Annotated in this window: 19 protein-coding genes and 1 pseudogene; 2 read left to right on the forward strand and 18 right to left on the reverse strand. The window is 32.6% G+C overall.

Annotated elements, in window-relative coordinates; genetic code table 11:
• Positions 1 to 255: 255 nt before the first annotated feature.
• From OOA_RS15660 to OOA_RS15700, 9 genes are all read right to left on the reverse strand, one after another.
• Positions 256 to 933, reverse strand: coding sequence for a hypothetical protein (locus tag OOA_RS15660; RefSeq protein ID WP_040691690.1), 678 nt, complete (start codon positions 931 to 933; stop codon positions 256 to 258).
• Positions 934 to 968: 35 nt separating this feature from the next.
• Positions 969 to 2585: a hypothetical protein gene (locus tag OOA_RS15665; protein ID WP_040691692.1), complete on the reverse strand. Its 1617-nt coding sequence runs from the start codon at positions 2583 to 2585 to the stop codon at positions 969 to 971.
• 25 nt (positions 2586 to 2610) lie between these two features.
• Entirely contained in the window at positions 2611 to 5106 is a 2496-nt protein-coding gene (locus tag OOA_RS15670; protein ID WP_008913144.1) for a TcfC E-set like domain-containing protein, read from the reverse strand.
• Positions 5107 to 5125: 19 nt separating this feature from the next.
• Positions 5126 to 5806 carry an EcpB family pilus assembly chaperone gene (locus OOA_RS15675; protein WP_008913145.1) on the reverse strand — a complete coding sequence of 227 codons (681 nt, stop codon included), beginning with the start codon at positions 5804 to 5806 and terminating at the stop codon, positions 5126 to 5128.
• A gap of 95 nt (positions 5807 to 5901) precedes the next feature.
• On the reverse strand, positions 5902 to 6510 hold the full coding sequence (gene ecpA / locus OOA_RS15680; RefSeq protein WP_008913146.1) for a common pilus major fimbrillin subunit EcpA: 609 nt from the start codon (positions 6508 to 6510) through the stop codon (positions 5902 to 5904).
• A 146-nt stretch (positions 6511 to 6656) separates the two neighbouring features.
• Positions 6657 to 7001 carry a helix-turn-helix domain-containing protein gene (locus OOA_RS15685; protein WP_008913147.1) on the reverse strand — a complete coding sequence of 115 codons (345 nt, stop codon included), beginning with the start codon at positions 6999 to 7001 and terminating at the stop codon, positions 6657 to 6659.
• An 864-nt stretch (positions 7002 to 7865) separates the two neighbouring features.
• Positions 7866 to 8126: a helix-turn-helix domain-containing protein gene (locus OOA_RS15690; RefSeq protein ID WP_008913148.1), complete on the reverse strand. Its 261-nt coding sequence runs from the start codon at positions 8124 to 8126 to the stop codon at positions 7866 to 7868.
• A gap of 752 nt (positions 8127 to 8878) precedes the next feature.
• Positions 8879 to 9358 (reverse strand): FidL-like protein, encoded by a 480-nt coding sequence (locus OOA_RS21315; RefSeq protein ID WP_083880298.1) that lies wholly within the window; start codon positions 9356 to 9358, stop codon positions 8879 to 8881.
• Between the two features lie 3 nt (positions 9359 to 9361).
• Positions 9362 to 10219: a winged helix-turn-helix domain-containing protein gene (locus OOA_RS15700; protein ID WP_008913150.1), complete on the reverse strand. Its 858-nt coding sequence runs from the start codon at positions 10217 to 10219 to the stop codon at positions 9362 to 9364.
• A gap of 971 nt (positions 10220 to 11190) precedes the next feature.
• Here OOA_RS15700 and OOA_RS15705 point away from each other — a divergent pair.
• Both OOA_RS15705 and OOA_RS15710 read left to right on the forward strand, forming a co-directional pair.
• Entirely contained in the window at positions 11191 to 12168 is a 978-nt protein-coding gene (locus OOA_RS15705) for a DUF1852 domain-containing protein (protein WP_008913151.1), read from the forward strand.
• A 27-nt stretch (positions 12169 to 12195) separates the two neighbouring features.
• Positions 12196 to 13230: a methionine synthase gene (locus OOA_RS15710; RefSeq protein ID WP_008913152.1), complete on the forward strand. Its 1035-nt coding sequence runs from the start codon at positions 12196 to 12198 to the stop codon at positions 13228 to 13230.
• 107 nt (positions 13231 to 13337) lie between these two features.
• Here OOA_RS15710 and OOA_RS20150 read toward each other — a convergent pair.
• From OOA_RS20150 to OOA_RS15750, 9 genes and pseudogenes are all read right to left on the reverse strand, one after another.
• Positions 13338 to 13646: pseudogene (locus OOA_RS20150) on the reverse strand (integrase core domain-containing protein); the annotation flags it as partial.
• A gap of 500 nt (positions 13647 to 14146) precedes the next feature.
• Positions 14147 to 14824, reverse strand: coding sequence for a hypothetical protein (locus tag OOA_RS15715; protein WP_008913153.1), 678 nt, complete (start codon positions 14822 to 14824; stop codon positions 14147 to 14149).
• Between the two features lie 74 nt (positions 14825 to 14898).
• Positions 14899 to 16488: a hypothetical protein gene (locus OOA_RS15720; protein WP_008913154.1), complete on the reverse strand. Its 1590-nt coding sequence runs from the start codon at positions 16486 to 16488 to the stop codon at positions 14899 to 14901.
• 25 nt (positions 16489 to 16513) lie between these two features.
• The gene (locus tag OOA_RS15725; protein WP_008913155.1) at positions 16514 to 19009 is read right to left on the reverse strand and encodes a TcfC E-set like domain-containing protein; all 2496 of its coding nucleotides are present in this window, start codon (positions 19007 to 19009) and stop codon (positions 16514 to 16516) included.
• A 19-nt stretch (positions 19010 to 19028) separates the two neighbouring features.
• The gene (locus tag OOA_RS15730) at positions 19029 to 19712 is read right to left on the reverse strand and encodes an EcpB family pilus assembly chaperone (protein ID WP_008913156.1); all 684 of its coding nucleotides are present in this window, start codon (positions 19710 to 19712) and stop codon (positions 19029 to 19031) included.
• Between the two features lie 99 nt (positions 19713 to 19811).
• On the reverse strand, positions 19812 to 20432 hold the full coding sequence (ecpA, locus tag OOA_RS15735) for a common pilus major fimbrillin subunit EcpA (protein WP_008913157.1): 621 nt from the start codon (positions 20430 to 20432) through the stop codon (positions 19812 to 19814).
• Positions 20433 to 20543: 111 nt separating this feature from the next.
• Positions 20544 to 20855, reverse strand: a complete 312-nt coding sequence (locus OOA_RS15740; RefSeq protein ID WP_008913158.1) for a helix-turn-helix domain-containing protein — start codon at positions 20853 to 20855, stop codon at positions 20544 to 20546.
• A 915-nt stretch (positions 20856 to 21770) separates the two neighbouring features.
• Positions 21771 to 22001: a hypothetical protein gene (locus tag OOA_RS15745; protein ID WP_008913159.1), complete on the reverse strand. Its 231-nt coding sequence runs from the start codon at positions 21999 to 22001 to the stop codon at positions 21771 to 21773.
• 17 nt (positions 22002 to 22018) lie between these two features.
• On the reverse strand, positions 22019 to 22402 hold the full coding sequence (locus OOA_RS15750) for a hypothetical protein (RefSeq protein WP_008913160.1): 384 nt from the start codon (positions 22400 to 22402) through the stop codon (positions 22019 to 22021).
• Positions 22403 to 22544: the final 142 nt, after the last annotated feature.

Here is a 22544-nt window from a genome sequence, read left to right on the forward strand (position 1 = left end):
TGTATTGAAATTGATATGCTAGAAATATATTTAAAACAAAAAATATCGTATAGCATAGGGTAGATTTGCCAACAACATAATAAATATTAGGCTGATAGTGCCCTATGTCGTGGGATATGATAAAAACTAACTGTTAAATGAAAAACCCGACTTGCGTTAGTCGGGGCCTATAAACCGGATAGCTTGATGTCTAAGGTCATCGATATCCTTCCATCTCATGACTAGTTCTCGGAAATTTCGACAACATCCATCAGGTTAACCACAATTACCAATAGGATAATATTTATCAAAAATAACAATATACTTTCGACTTTTCTTTTTTAAACGAATGTCTTTAAACTCCTGATTAGGCAATAAATAAAGCACATAAGGCTGTGAGTCATCATCCATATCACAATTTTCATGAACTAATACTCTAAAATAGGTATTTCCCGTATTTTTAAGTACGCCCTCACTTTGATTGATATCATATTTAAAATCTGGATTTTTTGGCCTCACAACAAAATAGGTTTCTAAACTAACCGTTGGGTAAAATAAAGGTTGTTTCCTATTTTCATCCTCATCTCGCATGTCAAGAGGTGTTTCACTAATAATAATTTTATAGTAACGCTCTCTATTATCTTCTGGCCCTCGATAAAAAATCTTAAAGAATTCTTGTTCTCTCGGTAATAATATTTTTTTAAGTGGAGTAAATATAATTTCTCCATCTTGAATTGAGCGCCCTTGTTCATTACTGCCTGGTTTATCAATTTGATAGGCGCTAAAATTATATAAATTAGTTTTTTTTGTATTATTAAGATACGGCTTAGAAAAAAACTGCATCCCTGGCTCCATTGACGAGATATCAGAGTCAATGTATAGAGCGAACGCATTACTTCTGGACAAAAACAATACCATCAGTAATAGAACTTTCAATAAGGAAATTAGCTTCATATTTACAAATCCAAAACTAGACTTAAGGGAAATACTTATTGGATATCCGGCCCTGTCCAAATTGCCTTAACGGTCACAGTGCCGCTCGCCGATACAGTTCCTAGCCAATCAATACCATCCAAAGTAAATAATGAATTAGCCTCATTCATCGGAAATAATAAATCCAGATTTGTTCTATAAAATGAACCTAAATCTTCGTTTGGCCTATCCCATGGAGTTTCCTCCCATAACGCATTTTTCAGCGAAATTTCATTACTATCACAGCTTGCTCGATGTGATTCCTTTGAGCCATTATTATTTTTGAATGAAAGGTAAGCAGAAAATGGCACATTAAACTTATTATCATCTGAACTAAATAAACAATAAGATTGGTTTTTTAAAGTTGTCTTGGGGCCATCAACTTTAGCAGTAATAGAATCGGCTTGTCTTGGACCACTCGTCGTAACGATATAATTAAATTCAATCGGCGGCTCATTACCACCAACTTTTCCCGTTTTCGATTGGTGTGGATTAAAATCCGCAGGAATTATACTAATCCCATAATCTCTTGGTTTAATAACAAGGTAATTTGAGGGAGTAAACTCATAATACCCTGATTGTGGTAATGATGATTCGAACCCAAAGGTATACACACTATCAGCGAGTGTCACTGTTGAATTTGGAGAAGCATCAACAATTGACTTTAAATACGTATTTGTGAGGAAAACATCAATGCTTTTGGAACCGTTCGTAAATATTTCAGACATATTCGTCGTTGAAGACCAATTTGTCCAACGAGCACTATTGCTCCCTTTATATTGGATCCTTGAAGCCGTTGGCGCTCTCGTTAAGCCTAATTTTTGGTGATCGATATACATACGAACAGTAAAGGTGCCACTAATCGATGCCCCTTTGGTTTCTAGCTCAACCAATTTACAAATAATACCGGAATCTCTCCCAACGATCGCTGTAGAACAAAAATTAGAGCCTAGACCAATGGTCGGGTTACCATTACTATCAACAAAAACCTCCTGTAATGCATCCGTCCCTTTAAGAATAATATGCCCTCTTTTATTTGTGGGAATATAGTGTTGTTGCGTGTCTTTTCGCCCGCTACTAGTCATACAGGTCGTGGTGTTAAGGTCGTAATCATCGCGGCTAGTGCAGGTTCTTAAATCAAATGTATATGCTGTCCCTGGAGGTATTTCTGCCAACCAACGATAAAATGCTTCCGAAAAAATCGGCCTTGAGTATTGTGATTCACCCGGTGTTCCTGTTTGTTGAACCTTATAGACCCCATTATCGCGTAATTGTTGTGCTGGCCAATAAGATGTCGCAGGGCAATTTCGGCTACTTGTCATACATCTATTCCCTAAAAAGGGCTGGTTTACTGGTGAATTTTCTAACCAAATATCACCAATATTATAAGCAGAGCTAAAAGGTGTACCTGTATATCCCATATAACCCAGACTTATTTGACTATTTCTTTGATATTTAGTGAATACATTCGAACCCGAAAAACGAGGATCGATTCTATTAGCAACAATAAAGAATTCATTATCAACTTGGTTCTCAACAATAACATATTCCTGTAATGCTGCTGTTGCTGCAAACGTATTAGGAGCCAAAGCCATTAATGAATAAATTAATCCTGATATCGAGAAGAATCGCATATTATATAAACCTTTAAATAAATAATTAACGTTTTGCTAAAGCTGATTGAGGTTCACATGTCACTTCACCTACCCACAATGCTCCTTGAGCACCTTGAAGGTTTAAGTCTGCTTCGCAAATTGTTTGTTGGTCATCTTGTAATAACGATATCACTGGGTACCTAACGTCAACATCCATTGAGAATTCGCCATTTTGATCCGTTTTTGTTCGACCAATATGATTTCGAATTGAAGCATATTTGATATATTCTCCATCTGGTGATTTCAGACGACCAAATACCGTCACTAATTGCCTCACTTCTGGTTGATAAAGAGCAATATTTCCTGGATATAAAGTCACTGATTTATTTCGACCTGAGATAATGTCAAAGCTGTCTTTTGACTTGCCATTATTCATTAATTGGATTTCATAATCTGAATAGGGAGATAATGGAATAAACGTATTTTTTCCACTAATTGGATAGTTTTGCCCATTTACTTTAGCGATCATACTGCCACTACCTTTAATATCAGAATTAATAATAACTCCCGATTTACCTTGCTGCCCGCTTGGCGTTACCATACCGTCGCTATAAGCAACCGAGCCGCGTGATGTTAAATTACCATTAATTCGATTATTATCAGGCCGATTTATTGTCACTGTACCCGAATTATATTTCATATCATAAGAAGCGTAACCCAGTGTCGAAAAATCTGACTCACCATTATCTTTATCACGCACTAATTTAGAAACTGAAACTCCGGCATTGGTAATAACAGAGTTATCAAAGTTTTTATTCGCATAAATATTTGCTTTGATATTTCCATTAGTGGAAGACATACCGGTACTTATCCACGAAGAAAGTGGTAATGAAAAATCTAAATTAACATATTTTTCATTAGTGCTATTTTGGTTATCATAATGATATCGCTGAACCCCCGCCCTTAACCCCACAGTACCGTAACGGCCTGAAAATAACGTATTCGCATATTCATAGTTAATTGAATTACTCCCAACACGTAGGTCTTTAGTATTGCTAATCGTAAATGAGCCAGTTCTATCAATTATTCTATCGAAATTAATAGTTGCCCCATACGAATAGTTATTAGCATCATAAACGGGTAAATCACCAGTAATGACTGTTTTTTCTTTTGATGCCCATAAAGAGCCATAGCCTTCAGGGATATTAATAGAAATTGTTGCAATGTTGCGATAACTACCGTGATTTTCCAACATCCCCTGCCAAGACGCTGAAACATAATTATTTAATGCCACATTTACACTAGTTTCTTGGACAAGGAATTTATCGAACCCATAATTTGACATTTGAAAACGAACACCAGATAACACAGGAAAGTTATAAGCAAAAGAAACGCCTGCTAAATAGCTTTTCTCCGGTGTGTTTGTGTGTGAATTCTCGTCTCTTATATAATGACGTTTATCGAAATCCACATATCCACCATAAACCTCCCAGTTCAGCTTGTTGAAATTCCCTGTTATTGCACCGAAAGATTTATTAATAGTTTGATTCTGCGTCGTGACAACCCTTCCATCAACAACTGTTTCAATTGTTACTTCATAAATACCATAAGGGAGAATGCTTGTGTCTACTTCATAGTTTCCCATTGGGAAGTTTTGAATATTTAATAACTTTCCTTGTCGATAGATACGTACTTCACCAGGGCTATTTAGAAAAGCATAAATTGGTGTTAATGACTGTTGCTTGTTGGCTACCACGCTGGATGAATTATTTCCAATCGATGCAGCATAAATCTTACTACTACTAAGTGCTGTTAAACTGGCTATTGACTGTAAATTCCATGTACTCATCAACCCGAATGCGAAACGGTATCCATTAAAATCACGTTCATACATCGCACGATAAATTTCAATATTCGAGTTAGATTTTCCAATACTATATACTGAAGCATTAACATTAAAATGATGCTCTGCTGCTGCAAATAAAGCATCTAAATTAAAATAACTACTGGACGAGTCTTTTGCATTTTTAACACGACTTTGAAATACACCTAAATCGTAGTTTGCTACAGCTGAAAATGAATTAACTGACGAATCACCTAATACCGACTGTCTAGCATGTTCTTTTGCCGCAAAAGCTGTTTTATCAACATCTAATGATAAATTAAACGATGAAATGTTTAATTGAAGAACAGCATTAGAATCAATAACTATATCGTTATGCTCATCAAAAATAACGTTATTTTTATTTTCTAGCTTATCCATCAATAAGTTATTTAACTTCGGCCCCTGATTACTATCAATGAGATGAATGCTTGATAATTTAATTTTATTTTGATCAATTACAATAACTGCATCAGCAATTTTGCTTTCGCTCTGATTTTTTTTATCTTCATCACTTAATCGTAAGAAAACAGGAACAGACATTCCTTCCTCCAATGCACTGACAAAAGCAGGAGGAATAATATATCCACCAATTTTAATACTTTTTATTTCATTGGCATGAATAGCATTTGAAAAAATAATAGCTAGTATTGATAAAGCAATAGCACTCTTGCGCATGATTTAAGTCCATTCTTAATTATTTGACGACAATGAACTCTCCTTTGTGCCAAATACCTACACTAGATTTTTTATTTGCGAGATCGACAAATTGTAATTTTACGGCTAAATTTGGCATGAGGTAATAACGTTCACGGCAAATACCGTCTACACCGCTTTTTTGTTTTTCAGGTAAACAAGGTCCTGATGCAACAACACGAAATGAACTATTTCCAATATTAGATACTTGAGAATTTTTATATTGATAATCGAATTTTTCAATTCTTGGCGCAACAACGAGAATAGTGCTAATTGTTGCAGATGTTGTCGCTGATGCCGATTTTGAGCTTTTTGTTACACCGCTTTCCCCAATGGGATCATCTTTCCAATTTAATCGATAATAACGTTCTTTATCATCTTTTGGTCCTTTATAAATAATTCTAAATATATCTTTTGCTTTACCTGGAAGAATTAAATTCGCTGGTGTTGTTAAAATTTCATTAGGATCACCAGCTGAAATTATATTGCCATTTTCAAGAGGTGAATCAATCTTATCAACGGTTAAATTAACTAACCTAGCAGTATCAACTGTATTTTCAATTTCTTTTGCTAAAAAATCTTCATCTGTTGACATTATTTCAGTAATATTACCTACATTTACAGCAACGCTATTTTTTAAAGGAATTAGCAATAAAGCCAAAAATAATATTATATTTTTCATAAGCATATTTTCAAAAAGAATAACGATAAAGATATTATTTCCTTACAATATCTCTATCGTGATAATTATTTAATTAATAATAAATAATTCGTTAATTAAGGTGCTGGAGTGAAATCGCCATCCCAAGATGCTGTAAACTGAACTTTTACATCACCATCCCATGTACCATCAGCCAATGATTTAAAATCAGTCGCTGCACCAGCAGATTCTGCACTCGCAATCACAAATGTGAATTCTCCACGATCTGTAGAGCGGTCAGAACTGTTATAGACACCATCGGCAGCTAAGTTATCTAAACCAGAAGTTAAGCCCTTAGATGTATCAATTAAAACAGTATCTGTAGTTTTAGTTAAATCTTCACCATTCCATTTAATACCAACAGTTAATTTAGAATCATCTGTAGTTCTTGCTAATGTATTAGAAATGATTTTTGATTCTAATTTAAAATCTGTTGCACCAGATTGGCCTTGGATAGCAACATCAAATGCGCCATTTTGTTGGTTAAAGCTTTTTTGACCTTCCGCATAATTAAAAGTTAAGCTTTTTAATGGGGTAACAACTAACATACTTGTAGTATCTTTAATTGCAGTAGCTTGCCATGTTGCTGTTGCTTGCGCAGTACGAGTATCAGCATTAGCAACTGAAGCAAAAGAAGCAGCAATGATGGTTGATAACAAAACAGTTTTGATTTTATTATTTAACATATAACTCTCTCTATTTATTTTAATGACAAGAATTACTAGTAATACTAAAAATATATAAGCATCATATTTTCATAGCATTACATGAATTTATTGTCGCTGGTTAATTTAATGATTATATTAATTTAATGATCACATTAATTTAATCATTACTTGAAAATATCATTAGTTGAATTATTTATATAACTCAAATATTTTTTTGATTTAATCTCTTTATCTTTCTCTTTATCTTTCTCTTTCTCTTTCTCTTTCTCTTTCTCTTTCTCTGAAACATCATCTATATAATAAATTAGTTCAATCCATCTTTTATCCAGTACAGCCAATATATCATTCAACTGATCTAAGGATAAAGAACTCGCTCCTGTTTCATAACGCGATATCTGTTGTTGGCTGATATTTATTAGTTTAGCTAACTGCTTTCCCGTTAAATTTTTTTCTTTTCTCATTTCTTTCAGAAAAAGACCTACGCTACTACTAATTAAATTATATTTCATAAACTAAAACTCCAACATAAATACCATTATTCATTGCTGTAATTCAATTTAGTGTAATAATAAGAGTATTAAAAAAAGAGTAAATAGCGTTAAATTAATTAAAACAACACATTCAATAGACATAAACTATCAAAAGGTAGTTTAAACCATACCCAAAGAGCGGGAAAAATACTCCGTACAAGTGTAATTGGTACGTTGCACATACTAAAATGCTGATAACTAATACTATTTACAGTTTTTAGGCGTAAAAAATCATTTTTATTACATTTATTCTATAATTGTAAATTCATATTACAATCATAAGATGCAAATACTTAATATTACAATTCATTACAACTTATAATAAAACAAATTTAGCTTTTTTAATAAATACTAGTTATACTGGTATTTATTAACTAAAAATGCACTATTATTTTTTTAAAAATTAAAATATTTTCACGTATAACACATTTAATTAGTGAAAATTATCTTAACCCATAATCTCACCCTAAGTAGAGCCATCAAAAAAATTAAATCATAGTCCCTAAAATTTCCAGCTATACACAATAATCTCCCGTTCTTTCTTTTATGTAGTGCGACAGATTTATACATAACCATTTTCCTGCGATAAAAAAGTTATAACGCTTAAAACTACTAAAAAAGCTGAGAGTTAACTAAAAATGTATTACAGGATCCTTCACTCATTAAGAAAATATTTACATTAATTAATGTCTAAGCCATTAAAAATAAAAATATTTCTACAAAGTTAAAACCATCATGGTTTTACTAAGTGAATATAAAACTTATTTAAACCACACGTATAACTGGATATCTATCTCTCTTTATTTATAGGTAATAAAATAGAAAGATAGATTTAACCAAAATTTAATTTTCATTGCCTAAGATTACAGAATCAAAATAATCCATCCAGTTTTTTCCTAACACTTTTAAATAGGCTTCAAGACTATTAATCGAAATTGCAGATTGCCCATTTTCATATCTAGATATTTGCTGTTGACTTAAGTTTAATAACTTACCCAAATCAGTTCCAGTTAATGATTTTTCTACTCTTGATAATCTTAAATATTTAGCCGTTCTCATTACAACACTGTTTTCATTTATATTATTATCATTTGCCATTTTCATTTATAAAGTCCTTAATATATAGATATTTTAAGGCTTAGTAATAATGATACATATATCAAGTTAATTATTGACTTGATAAGGTTAATATCATCTCTTAGCTATTAATATATCACATTACTGTGTTTACCTTAGATGTGAGTAATTTAAATTTAAATTACCATCAAGTACAACTGTTTTAGTCAATTAAACCCCTTGCTCACAATAGCTTTTGCCTATCAATAAATATAGAAACTTATAATATAAACTATTAAAATGAAATATAGGTTTATATATCAATAAAAATCAAACAGTTAAAAGCACGCATACGCTGTGATTTTTAGTGCTATTCTTTAAAAAAATCAAACTATGAATATAGGGAAATATATATAGAAACCTGACCAAACAAATTCTTACACTTTACTGTTGTTTAAGTGCATTATGCTCAGTTTAAAAAGGATATGTTTTTTATCTTCATACACAAAAAGAATTTCAATACAGGTATAATTTCACTGTTGACATGAATTATTTAATAAAACTATAGATAAAAATGAATTTTATGCAGAAAAAACATTTTTTTATCTAAATGAAAATACTAAATTATTTTTTCACTTGTATTTATTAACTTGATACCCATTAAATTTCTTTAAAAAAATCAGCATGTTTAGAAGATATAGAGAAGATTGAGTGAATAGTGATTTAATGCAGAAACATGAATGCTAGGCATAACTATATGCTATACCGTTAATAGAAAGTAAAATAGCAACCTTCTTAACTTAAAAAGCAGATAGTTCATCATGCACCATACATACAAAGTATGGGCCTAAAGAACTAGAAAAAAGATATAGAGCAGGATTAATTTCATTAATTTCAACAAATCCAACTGAGTTTAAACTAAACATCCTAAAGTATTTATTGAATATTTCATCACTGACATCATCATTTTTTGCTTTCAATTCAAAATCAACTGATAATTTTAGATAATTAACCTGCTCGCTAGCTAGCATATCAAAATGGACAACCCTATTGATTGAATACGTTTTATCGGCTGTAATTGTACCTAATATTTTAACATAACCAGTAGTATTTGAATTCCTTACGAGCTTTATATCGACTTTATATGAAGCTTCTTGATTTGGTATTTTAAACCTAGAGTCAATCGTAGCAGCACAATATTGATTCTCATTATTATGTTGATTTAAAAGAAATAATAATGAGAATATTACTATAATAAAAAAAACAATAGTAATTAATATTTTTTATTTTTCATAACTATCTATCCAGTTTATTCTAGTAGAAATACAGGTTTTGTTTTTTTCACATTTAACCAATAAAATTTGTTTGTTGCGCCCAGAGTTTAAGGTATTATTATAATAATAATAAGCATCGTTATTATTACATGTTAAATCAAATTCCTTTATATTAGTATCCATTATTGAGCTAGTAAAATCTGATGAGGTGTTTTGAAATGAATAAACAGGGCAGCCATCAATATTACTTATTTTAAAATAATTAATTGGTTTATAAGAGTAACCACTTTTATTTAAAACAAATAAAAGATAAATGGAAATAAAAACCAGTATTACAAGGATTGATTTTAATACTATCATGTAGTAGTTATTTTTTGATTTTTTTATTACTGAATTTTCCTCTTCAAGTTTACTTAATTCTAACTTTATTGGTTTGTTACCCTCCTCTATTATATTACTTTTATTACTTTTATTACTTTTATTACTTTTATTACTTTTATTACTGATAATATTATCATTGCCGTTAAATTCATCAGCACAGGTAATAATTATTTCAGAAGAAAGAATAATCCCTTGTTTAGATATATTAAGTATAGGATTATCAATATTAAGTAGCTGGTGTAATAACTTTCTCAATACACTTATATACTGATTTAATGTATTAATAGATACATTTAAATCATAGCTCTCAAAAATTTTTTTTAATAACTCTTCTCTTGAGGTGGCAGTTAGATTATTTTCGATTAATACAATAAAAATATAATTTAAGTTAGTGGTTAATTTTGTCACTTCAACATCAGAGTCCAATCTGAAAATCTCACCAGAGTCAGAGTTATATTTTATTACATTATTCAATATATATATCATTAAAGGACCTTATCCTATAACACCGTTATAATGCATAATACATATCTATTTATTTCTGATTAATGCAAGTTAAATTGACTCGATAGAGGATCACCAACCTTTAATCTTTTTTTAGAACCCTCATACGCTTACTACTAAAAAGAGTCTCTGCAACTATAGCACCACGTTTTAATGAAAAAAAGCGAAGCAAATAAAATATATTATAAATTGAAACAGTTATACCTAATCATTATTTTACTTTCTTCGTTGTTAGCATGACCTATTTTACCAGAAAATTTAGGTTAAGTTTAAATAAATACATGATTATCTCAACGAAGACCTCTATTTTCTTGTCCACTCCCATCTCATAACTTTTAAAGCAATGTTAGATTAGCAAACTCATCATGATTAAATTTAACGGCGTTAGCTGGCTACGGGGTAGGGTCATAGAAAACATATGGGATAGATAGCAAAAATCACACAATAACAATATGTTGAATTGTATAAGTAATCACCAAATAAAGATTTAATAATGAACCTAACAATCAGGTTAGACCTGAAACGGTTAGTATCAACTTATGCGTAAGCAATGGATATTGCTAAATTTCGTTTACATGACTAAATAGGTTAATACAACATGAATAAAGCTCAAGTTGAGCCATCGAAAGCCATCTGGACGTCTTTACGTGTATTTGACTTTCTCTTCAAACGCCAACTCATCAAGCCTCATCATAGCTAGGATCTTCGCAATAAATTCTATGAATTAGGCGTTTTTTTACTCATTTTTCTATTAGTTCTTTCCCCCTGATCATGAACATCGCTCATATTGTAATGAAATTAAGTCGCTTTCACTCATCTAATGGCTCTGGCATAAAATAAAGCATATTAACTTATTGGCAACATGAAGACTGATGAATGAGAAAACGAGTAACTTCTCTGCAATCAAGAAGTGAATACAGTTTTCATATCAGAGCATAGGATGCAAACTCAACATGAATAAAGAATTTACATTTACGATAAAGCACAGTCTTTTTGATGAACATTATAACCCCTCAGAAAATACGCGTATCACGACTAATTTTGCTAATTTGGCCAGAGGAAAAGCTCGCCAGGAAAACTTACGCAACACTTTAACGATGATTGATAATCGTTTCAATTCACTAGCACATTGGGATAATCCTAAAGGTGACCGTTATTCTGTCGAACTTGAAATCATTTCTGTTGAGATGAGTATTGAAGGTAATAGCAATACCTTCCCAGTGATTGAAATATTAAAAACAAATATTATTGATAAAAAAACTCACCAACGTATTGAAGGTGTTGTAGGGAATAATTTCTCTTCTTACGTTCGAGATTATGACTTTAGTGTATTGCTGTTAGATCATAACAAAAATCAATCGGAATTTAGCGTTCCAGCTAACTTTGGCGATTTGCATGGAAATATATTCAAATATTTCGTTAACTCAAATGAGTATAAAGAGAGCTTTAACAAATCACCGATAATATGCTTAAGCGTCTCAAATAAAGATACGTATCATCGGACTGGAAACCAGCATCCTGTATTAGGTCTAGAATACCAGCAAAATGGCTCTTCCTTAACTGAGCAATATTTCAAAAAAATGGGGTTACAGGTTCGCTATTTTATGCCTCAAAATAGTGTTGCACCTTTGGCTTTTTATTTTACTGGTGATTTGCTGAGTGATTATACGAATATTGAGCTTATCAGTACTATCAGTACGATGGAAACATTCCAAAAGATTTACCGACCTGAGATTTACAATGCTAACTCTGCCGCAGGCCAATGCTATCAACCAAGCCTGAATCAGCAGGATCATTCATTAACGAAAATTGTTTATGACCGAGAAGAACGTAGCCAGTTGGCTATTGAGCAAGGAAAATTTACTGAAGAGCACTTCATTAAACCCTACAAAAGTATTCTTGAACAATGGTCTGCTAACTACACTCTTTGATTAACGAAAAATAAAAGGTCATCTATTATGAAAAAAATATTACTACCGACTTCGACTGCTGGCAGTTTGCCTAAACCTTCTTGGCTTGCACAACCTGAACAACTTTGGTCTCCATGGAAATTGGAAAATGAGGAATTAATAGAAGGCAAAAAAGATGCTCTTCGTTTGTCTCTGGATGATCAACTACGAGCAGGTATTGATATTGTCAGCGATGGTGAGCAGACACGCCAACACTTTGTCACTACGTTTATTGAGCACCTCAGCGGCGTTGATTTTGAGAAACGTCAGGTCGTTAAAATTCGTGATCGCTATGACGCGAGCGTGCCGACAGTTGTCGATGCCGTCACCCGTCAAAAACCCGTTTTTGTAGAGGATGCTAAATTTTTACGTCAACTAACCAAGCAACCTATTAAATGGGCTTTACCAGGTCCTATGACGATGATAGATACACTCTATGATAACCATTATAAAAGCCGTGAAAAACTCGCTTGGGAATTCGCAAAGATACTCAATCAAGAAGCTAGAGAATTAGAGGCTGCTGGTGTCGATATTATTCAGTTTGACGAGCCTGCGTTTAATGTCTTTTTTGATGAGGTGAATGATTGGGGTATCGCTGCTTTAGAAAGAGCTATTGAAGGCCTTAAATGCGAAACGGCTGTACATATCTGTTATGGATATGGCATCAAAGCTAATACCGACTGGAAGAAAACTCTCGGATCAGAGTGGAGACAATATGAAGAAGCGTTTCCTAAACTACAAACTTCTAATATTGATATCATTTCACTGGAATGTCACAACTCGCATGTTCCAATGGATCTGATTGAACTGATCCGTGGTAAAAAAGTGATGGTAGGCGCCATTGACGTGGCAAGCAATACTATAGAGACACCAGAGGAAGTTGCCGATACATTACGTAAAGCACTTCAGTTCGTTGATGCTGACAAACTCTATCCTTCAACCAACTGTGGTATGGCTCCATTATCTCGTCGAGTCGCCACGGGGAAACTCAAAGCGTTAAGCGCAGGTGCAGAGATCATTCGCAGAGAACTCTCCGGTAAATAATCTCGCCAGGTATTAGAATGTTTCCAATAAATTGAGATCTTATTTGGCGATCTAACCAATCGCCAAATATCTTTATTTTAACCGATAGATAAGTAAGCCTGTAGTGGTCAACAAAATTTGGTCACAGTTTTAGCGTTTTCCCAATATAATCGTTCTGGTTCATTGGGCGTTAAGCCACCGTTATATTGATGGGGTCTAAGCTGACTATAATACCCAATGATATATCGTGTTATTTCTTGCTGTACTTCTATAAAATTACGGTAGCCTAAAATGGGTACTCATTCTGTCTTTAAACTTCGAAAAAATCGCTCCATCGGCGCATTATCCCAGCAATTACCTCGCCGAGATAAACTTTGCTTTATCTGATAACGCCATAATAATTGACGATATTGACCGCTTGTATAATGACTTCCTTGGACGGGAAAGCAGCTTCCGGTGAAAGCGCAATTTATTATAGGCTGCCAGCAAAGCGGTGTTATCATCAATGCACTCTATAAATAGGAGCATCTAAATTAAGGTCTCTCAGGAGTCACATTTAATGGGTAAAAACATTGATATTAAATAAGTTTATTAATCTGAATAAATATCAATGCTCCCATTAACTCCCTAAAATTGGCAATTTCAGCCAGAGAAAATCACAGCGTATCAGGCATTCGATATTAGTTTGATCATCTTCGACAAATTAGCCCTCACGCGGCTTTATGATAAAATCAATTTTAGTCTATCTAATATTAATAATTAAGCTATTATAATGACAAGGTTAAAAACTCGTTGATTCCACTCACCATATTTCTCTACATTAATCAGGAAAATCTAATTCTCTAGATGAATTGGATCCTTGAAAATTCTAAAACTAGCTTATCTTAATTATTTTACTATCAGAATAGCTACTCATCTAGATTAATAATAGAATCAACTATTCACAATTACCTATAGAGTGATATTTATCAAAAATGATAATATACTTACGGCTCTTTTTCTTTAAACGTGCATCTTGAAATACTTGATTGGGCAGTAAATAAAGCATGTATGGTATTGAATCCGTATCTTCCTCACAATTATCATGGAGTAATACTCTAAAATAAGTATTCCCCGCATTCTCAAGTATTCCTTTATCTTGATTAAGCTCATACTTGAATTTTGGGCTAACAGGTCTCACCACAAAATATGTTTCTAAACTCAGCGTTGGATAAAATAGTGGCTGCTTATTTTTTTGACCATCTTTTTTCATTTCAAACGGTGTTTCACTAATAATTATTTTATAATATCGTTCAGTATCATCTTCTTTTCCACGATAAAAAATCTTAAAAAACTCATGCTCTCCTGGTAACAAGATCTTTTTAAGAGGTGTGAATATTACTTCACCGTCTTCAATTACTTTTGCCTGTTCATTGCTTCCTGGCTTATCAATTTTATAAACACTAAAGTTGTATAAATTAGTTCTTTTCGTGTCATTAATATAGGATTTAGAGAAAAACTGTTGCGCAGATTCTATAGATGAAATATCAGAGTCTAAATATAACGCGTAAGCATTTCCATAACATGCAAGTAATGCTACTAACAACAAAGCCTTTAGTCCAAAAATTACTTTCATATTCAGCAATCCTAAATTAGATTGAGTAAAACCATTCATTATTATTAAAAATAATAATTTAATTAACCGCTTAGCTAGTGAATATCAGGCCCTGTCCAAATAGCCTTAACTGTCACACTTCCACTTGCAGAAACAGTTCCTAACCAATCAATTCCATCTAAGGTAAAATATGAATTTGATTCATTCATGGGGAAAGATAAGTCTAAATTTGTTCTATAGTATGATCCTAAATCTTCATTTGGCTTATCCCAAGGAGTCTCTGCCCATAATGCATTTTTCAATGAAATTTCATTATTATCACAACTAGCTCTATATTTAGCATTAGTACCATCATTATTTTTAAATGAAAGATAAGCAGAAAAAGGTACTTTAAGTGTGTCATCATTTGAGGTAAATAAACAATATGGCTGACCTCTTAGCGTTGTCATCGGCCCTTCTACCTTAGCTGTTATCGAGTCCGCTTGTCGAGGCCCACTAGTTGTAATAATATAATTAAATTCTATTGGAGGCTCTTCATTACCTACTTTACCTGTTTTAGATTGGTTTGGATTAAAATCAGCAGGAATAATACTTATCCCATAATCGCGTGGTTTAATTATCATATAGTTTGATGGTGTAAATTCATAAAATCCCGATTGAGGTGCAGCTGTATTTCTAAATGCGAATGTAAATGCAGAGTTATCAACAGAACCATTACTATTACTTGATACTATTTTAAGTAATAAACTATTGCTCAAAAAAATATAAACTCCATTGTTACCTGATTTAAATATATTATTCATGGCAATCTCAGAACCATAATTTAATGCCCAATTAGAACCATCTCCACTTATTTTTGCTTCAGCCGCTGCCACAGAACTAATACCTAACATAGCTGTATTTATTTTTAAACTTAGCCTGAGTTGACTAATAATTTCCCCTTTCAACTCATACTCAACTATTTTACAAATAATTCCTTGTTTACCCGTGTTATCGAAACCTATAGTACAAAATGTTGAACCCAATCCTAATGTAGGATTTCCATTACTATCAACAAAGATTTCTTGCAAAGCCCCTGTTGATTTTAAAAGTAAATTACCTAATTTTGTTACATTTACATCATAAGATCTAACTCGATTTCGAGATAGAGATGAACAATCTATATCATCATTTGAATAATCTTGCTCATAGGCAGTACACGAATTAATTTTAAATATGTTATTTGCATTAACAGGTAAACTAATTAAATATTGATAAAAAGTATCACTCAGTATTGGTCTGCCATTTCCTGACTCACCTGTTGTTGATGACTGATTAATACGATAAGCGCCATTACTTCTAATACTTTTAGCTTCCCACATTCCATTTGAAGGACAATTCGATGAACCATTTCTGCATCGATTACCTCTAAATGGTTGTGGCACAGGACTATTATCAATCCACAAATCTCCTGTATTATAACTTCCTGTAAATGCACCACTTATACTTCCCATATACCCTAAACTATCTTGGTTTGTATCATACTTTGTGAATTTATTGGCGCCAGAAAATCTAGGTGTTAATCCATCGGGTGCAATAAAATACTCGTCATCAATTTGGTTTTCTATAATCAAATAATTTACATCAGCTATAGAAATAGAATTAAAATAGAAAAATAAAACAAAGAAACTAATAATAGTCCTCATAATATATAAGCCTTAAAATTGATAGTTAGCGTTTTGCAAATGCCACTTGAGGATCGCAAGTCACCTCACCAACCCATAACGCACCACGAGCACCCTGAAGATTCAAATCTGCTTCACAAATTGTTTTTTGATCGTCTTGCAATAACGATATCACTGGATATCGAACATCAACATCCATCGAAAACTCACCATTTCCATCTGTTTTTGTGCGACCAATATGATTTCGAATTGAAGCATATTTTATGTATTCGCCATCAGGTGATTTCAAGCGACCAAACACCGTCACTAACTGCCTGACCTCCGGTTGATAAAGTGCAATATTCCCAGGATATAATGTCACCGACTTACTCCGCCCCGAAACAATATCAAAACTATCTTTTGATTTACCGTCATTCATTAATTGAATCTCATAATCCGAATAAGGTGATAACGGAATAAATGTATTTCTGCCACTAATTGGATAATTTTGTCCATTTACTTTAGCAACCATACTTCCACTACCTTTAATATCCGAATTAATAATGACTCCTGATTTGCCTTGCTGTCCACTCGGTGTGATCATGCCATCACTGTAAGCAATCGAACCCCTAGAGGTTAAGTTGCCATTAATTCGATTATTATCTGGCCGATTAATCGTCACTGTGCCTGAATTATATTTCATGTCATAAGAGGCATAGGCTAATGTTGAGAAATCTGATTCACCATTATCTTTATCGCGTACTAATTTAGAAACTGAAGCACCTGCATTAGTGATTGTAGAGTTTTCAAAACTCTTATTTGCATAAATATTGGCTTTAATATTTCCATTAGTGGATGAAACGCCTGTGCTTAGCCACGTAGAAAGAGGTAAAGAAAAATCAAGATTAATATATTTTTCGTTCGTACTGTTTTGATTATCATAATGATAACGCTGTACACCAGTCCTTAATCCAACCGTGCCATAACGACCCGAAAATAACGTGTTGGCATATTCATAGTTTATTGAATCGCTACCAACACGACGGTCTTTCGTATTACTGATAGTAAACGAACCGGCTCTATCAATAATCTTGTCAAAATTGAATGTCCCGCCATAGGAATAACTATCAGCATCATAAAGTGGCAAATCACCCTTAATGCTCGTTTTTTCTTTTGATGCCCATAAAGAGCCATATCCTTCAGGAATGCTAATAGAAATTGTTGCAATGTTACGGTGGCTACCATGATTTTCCAGCATTCCTTGCCAAGAAACAGAAATATAATTATTTAAAGACGCACTCACACTTGTTTCTTGAACAACAAATTTATCAAAACCATAATTTGACATCTGAAAACGGATCCCAGATAACACCGGAAAGTTATAAGCAAAAGAAGCGCCTGCTAAATAACTTTTCTCGGGTGCCTGACTCTGTGAACCTTCACCTCTGACATAAGTTCGCTTATCGAAATCAACATACCCTCCATAAATTTCCCAGTTTAACTTTTCAAAATTACCGGTTATTGCACCAAAGGATTTATTAATCGTTTGGTTCTGGGTTGTTACAACTGTGCCATCAACAACGGTTTCGATCGTTACCTCATATATTCCGTACGGTAAAACGCTGGTATCAATTTCATAATTACCCATCGGAAAATTTTGAATATTTAATAGCTTACCTTGACGATAAATACGAACTTCTCCTGGACTATTTAAAAATACATAGATAGGTGTTAACGATTGTTGGTTATTATTAACTAAACTGGAAGAGTTATTCCCAATGGATGCCGCATAAATTTTACTGCTACTTAATGCAGTTAAACTGGCTATTGACTGTAAGTTCCAAGTACTCATCAAGCCCAATGCGAAACGAAATCCATTAAAGTCACGCTCATACATTGCACGATATAACTCAATATTCGAATTCGACTTTCCAATACTATAAGCCGAGGCATTAACATTAAAATGATGCTCTGCAGCAGCAAATAAGGTGTCTAGGTTAAAATAGCTACTTGATGAATTCTTTGCATTTTTAACTTGGCTCTGAAATACACCCAAATCGTAATTTGCAACAGCTGAGAGCGAATTAACAGAAGAGATTCCTAATACAGACTGTCTCGCATGTTCTTTCGGGGCAAAGGCAGCTTTATCAACATTTATTGATAAGTTAAATGAGGAAATGTTTAATTGAAGTACAGCTCCAGTATCAATTATGATACTATTATTTTCATTGAAAATCGCATTTTTCTGATTTTCCAACTTATCAACCAATAGATTATTGAGTTTTGGCCCTTGAGAATTATCAACAAGATGAAGGCTAGCTAATTTCATTTTCCCTTTATCAATGACAATAATCGCATCTGCAATTTTATTTTCAGTCTGATTTATTTTTGTATCATCATTTAATCGTAAGAAAACTGGTACAGACATTCCTTCTTCCAAGGCATTAGCAAATGCAGGAGGAATAATATATCCACCAATTTTAATGCTTTTCATTTCATTGGCATTAATTGTGTTTGAAAAAATAACACTTAGTATTGATAAAGCAATAACACTCTTACGCATGATTACAGTCCATTCCTAATTATTTGACAACAATGAACTCTCCTTTGTGCCAAATACCTACGCTAGATTTTTTATTTGTCAGGTCAACAAATTGTAATTTAACGGCTAAATGAGGCATGAGGTAATAACGCTCACGACAAAGACCTTCTACACCATATTTTTGTTTATCAGGTAAGCAAGGACCGGATGCTACAACACGAAAAGAGCTATTTCCGATATTCGATACTTGGGAATTAACATATTGATAATTAAATTTTTCAATTCTAGGCGTAACGACTAAAATAGTACTAATTGTTGCTGATGTCGTAGCCGATGCCGATTTCGAACTCTGTGTAACACCACTTTCACCAATTGGATCATCTTTCCAATTTAGTCGGTAATATCGTTCTTTATCATCTCTGGGTCCTTGATAAATAATTTTAAACACATCCTTTGCTTTTCCTGGCAAAATTAAATTAGCCGGTGTCGATAGTATTTCATTATGATCGCTAATAGGAATAACCTCACCGTTATCTAATGGCGAGTCTATTTTTTCGATTGTTAAATTAACTAGTCTTGCTGTATCAACCGTATTTTCAATTTCTTTGGCCAACGAATCCTCATCAGAAGATATTATTTCAGTAATATTTCCCACATTAACTGCAAAACTATTTTTAAAAGGTATAAATGACAATAAAATTAATGCTAATGTTATTTTTTTCATGATTATACGATTCCAAAATGGAACAACGATAAAGATATTACTTCCCTATAGTATCTTTATCGTGATATTTATTCAGTTACACAATAACGAGATAATTAATTAAGCGTCTGGTGCTGGAGCTGGAGTAAAAGTACCATCCCAAGTTGCTGTAAACTGTACTTTAACATCGCCATCCCATGTACCATCAGTGAGTGATTTAAAGTCCGTTGCCGCACCTGCAGTTTCTGCACTAGCAATTACAAAAGTAAATTCACCACGATCTGTAGCACGCTCCGATCCATTATAAATACCATCGGCGGCTAAATTATCTAAACCAGAGGTAATACCTGTTGATGTATCAATTAATACAGTATCTGTATTTTTAGTTAAATCTGTACCATTCCATTTAACACCAACCGTTAATTTAGAATCATCAGTTGTTCTTGCTAATGTGTTAGAAACAATTTTTGATGCGAGTTTGAAGTCTGTTGCACCTGATTGACCTTGAATTGCAATATCAAATGCACCATTTTGTTGGTTAAAACTTTTTTGACCTTCAGCATAGTTGAAAGTTAAACTTTTTAGTGGGGTAACAACTAACATACTTGTTGTGTCTTTAATTGCCGTTGCTTGCCAAGTCGCTGTTGCTTGCGCTGTACGTGTTTCAGCATTAGCAGCGGAAGTCAAAGACGCAGCAATAACCGTAGATAGCAAAATAGATGCCATTTTTTTATTTAACATATTATTCTCTCTAATTTAAATTTATAACAAATATTAATTACATAGTATAAAAAACACTTTTAACTGTGCTTTTTATAAAAAATAATCAATAAAATAATTCTAATTAAATTATCACCTTAATGATTTATTATATAAATGAAAACTCGATGATAAACATTTGTTTTTTTCTGATTTTCCTCTAACTCCAGATTCATTTTCTCTTTCAATATAAGAAACAGCATCAAACCAGCTTTTATCTAAAATAATTAATAGTTCATTCAATTGTTCTAGTGTGATAGATGTAATACCAGTTTCATAACGAGATATTTGTTGTTGGCTAACATTCATTAATTTAGCTAGTTTCTTTCCTGTTAATTTCTTTTCTTTACGAGCACTACGCAAAAATAATCCAATACGACTACTAATTACATTATTTTTAATCATTAGATCACCAGAATATAATATGACTATTAATACAATCAATTTTTAATAATCTAATCATAATTATATTAAAATAAGAGTAAAAGCGTTTATACCGTTCAAAAACACGAATCACAATAGGCGTAAGCTATCAATAATGTTTTATTGATCGAGATATTGATCGCATAATACACACATAAAGAGTATGTGTTTGCAGTAAAATTAACAACCAGTTGATTTTTAAGTGCAATAAAAAGTCAATGTTTTTTTAAAAAAAATAAACATTAAAATTAAATCTGCGTGATTTAAAAAAAATACAACTAATAATGGTTACATTTAATTACAATTTAACGTAGTAAAATTGGAAAACAAAACATCAAATATATAAAATAAGCATGCTAATTAGATATAACATTTTAATTTTAATAATATTCTTATTTATTAAATACAAAAAACAATACTCTATTTAATCTAACTGGTCACCCTCCTCCATAATATACTTAAATTATATTTCACAATTATTATAAATATTAGTTATTTTTATAATAATAAAAGCATCCACTCTAACCTCGAAATAATTCGAGTTTACTTAAGATCACACGAGTCGTTTTTGATGAGTAATTGTATTGAGTTGGATAAATAGCAATGCCCCAAAATTTGTTTTTTGGGTGAAAAGTAAGCAGGAAAATAATGATGGAGAAAAGTACAATACGGCATAGCACGATACAAATTAGGATTAGGATTAGGATTAGGATTAGGATTAGGATTAGGATTAGGATTAGGATTAGGATTAGGATTAGGATTAGGATAAACCAACAGTTTTGAAGTCAATTGATCTTGTTTATTATCTATTGACTAAATAAATTGTTTTTCATAAGCGTCTAGATGATACTTAAAAAATTTCTCATATTCTTCGGCTGATTTGACTAAAACGATTACCTATATGTATTGCTCGTCCAATTCATCTGAATGATCGTTGATAGTGATCGATTCGCTGGCAATTTCTTCCTTTGTTTTGCAGGCGTATATTTTACAATTAGTTTTATTGATATCTAATGTATAAAACTGAGTTGGTTCTAAAGAACCAAACACAAATTCCATAGAAGGATCACTTCCCTTTAATTCAGTGAAACCGATGACTTTATCTTTATTCATAATCTTATATTTCATTCAATTTCCCTTCTCAGTTAACATCTCGTACGTCGGCTCACGGCTTCTTTCACATAGTGTTTAATAACGATGTTATTTTCCCGACTTATACGCTCAATAAACACTCTAAGATGATCATGCTTAGAATGAAGCGTGTCTAAAACAAGGTTATCAAAGTTTTCTTGAGTAAAATGGTCATTCCCTTTTATCGTAGAACGCTGTAGTAATGTATGCGCTATGATTTCAAGGACTGAACGCCTGTAATCATCAGAAAGTAAGATATCCAGATCATTTTGGTATATATCAAATGTAAAACTGAAACTAACAAAACCCGAATCAACAGGCAGCGAGTAGGTTAAACTTTTACCAATACGTTCAACGATAGGTTCATAGCCATCCCCCATAAGTCGTCTTGATTGCATATTCGGTTCCCATTATTCCAACCATTTAATGTTATAGAAAGAAATCAGCTAATTTTGCAAAAAATACACTAATTTTTGCCACTCTTGATTAAGCTTATTTTTGAAATATAGCTCACAGATATCACGTTTAAATTTTCCAAAT

The organism is Providencia burhodogranariea DSM 19968, from assembly GCF_000314855.2.
Classification (GTDB): domain Bacteria; phylum Pseudomonadota; class Gammaproteobacteria; order Enterobacterales; family Enterobacteriaceae; genus Providencia; species Providencia burhodogranariea.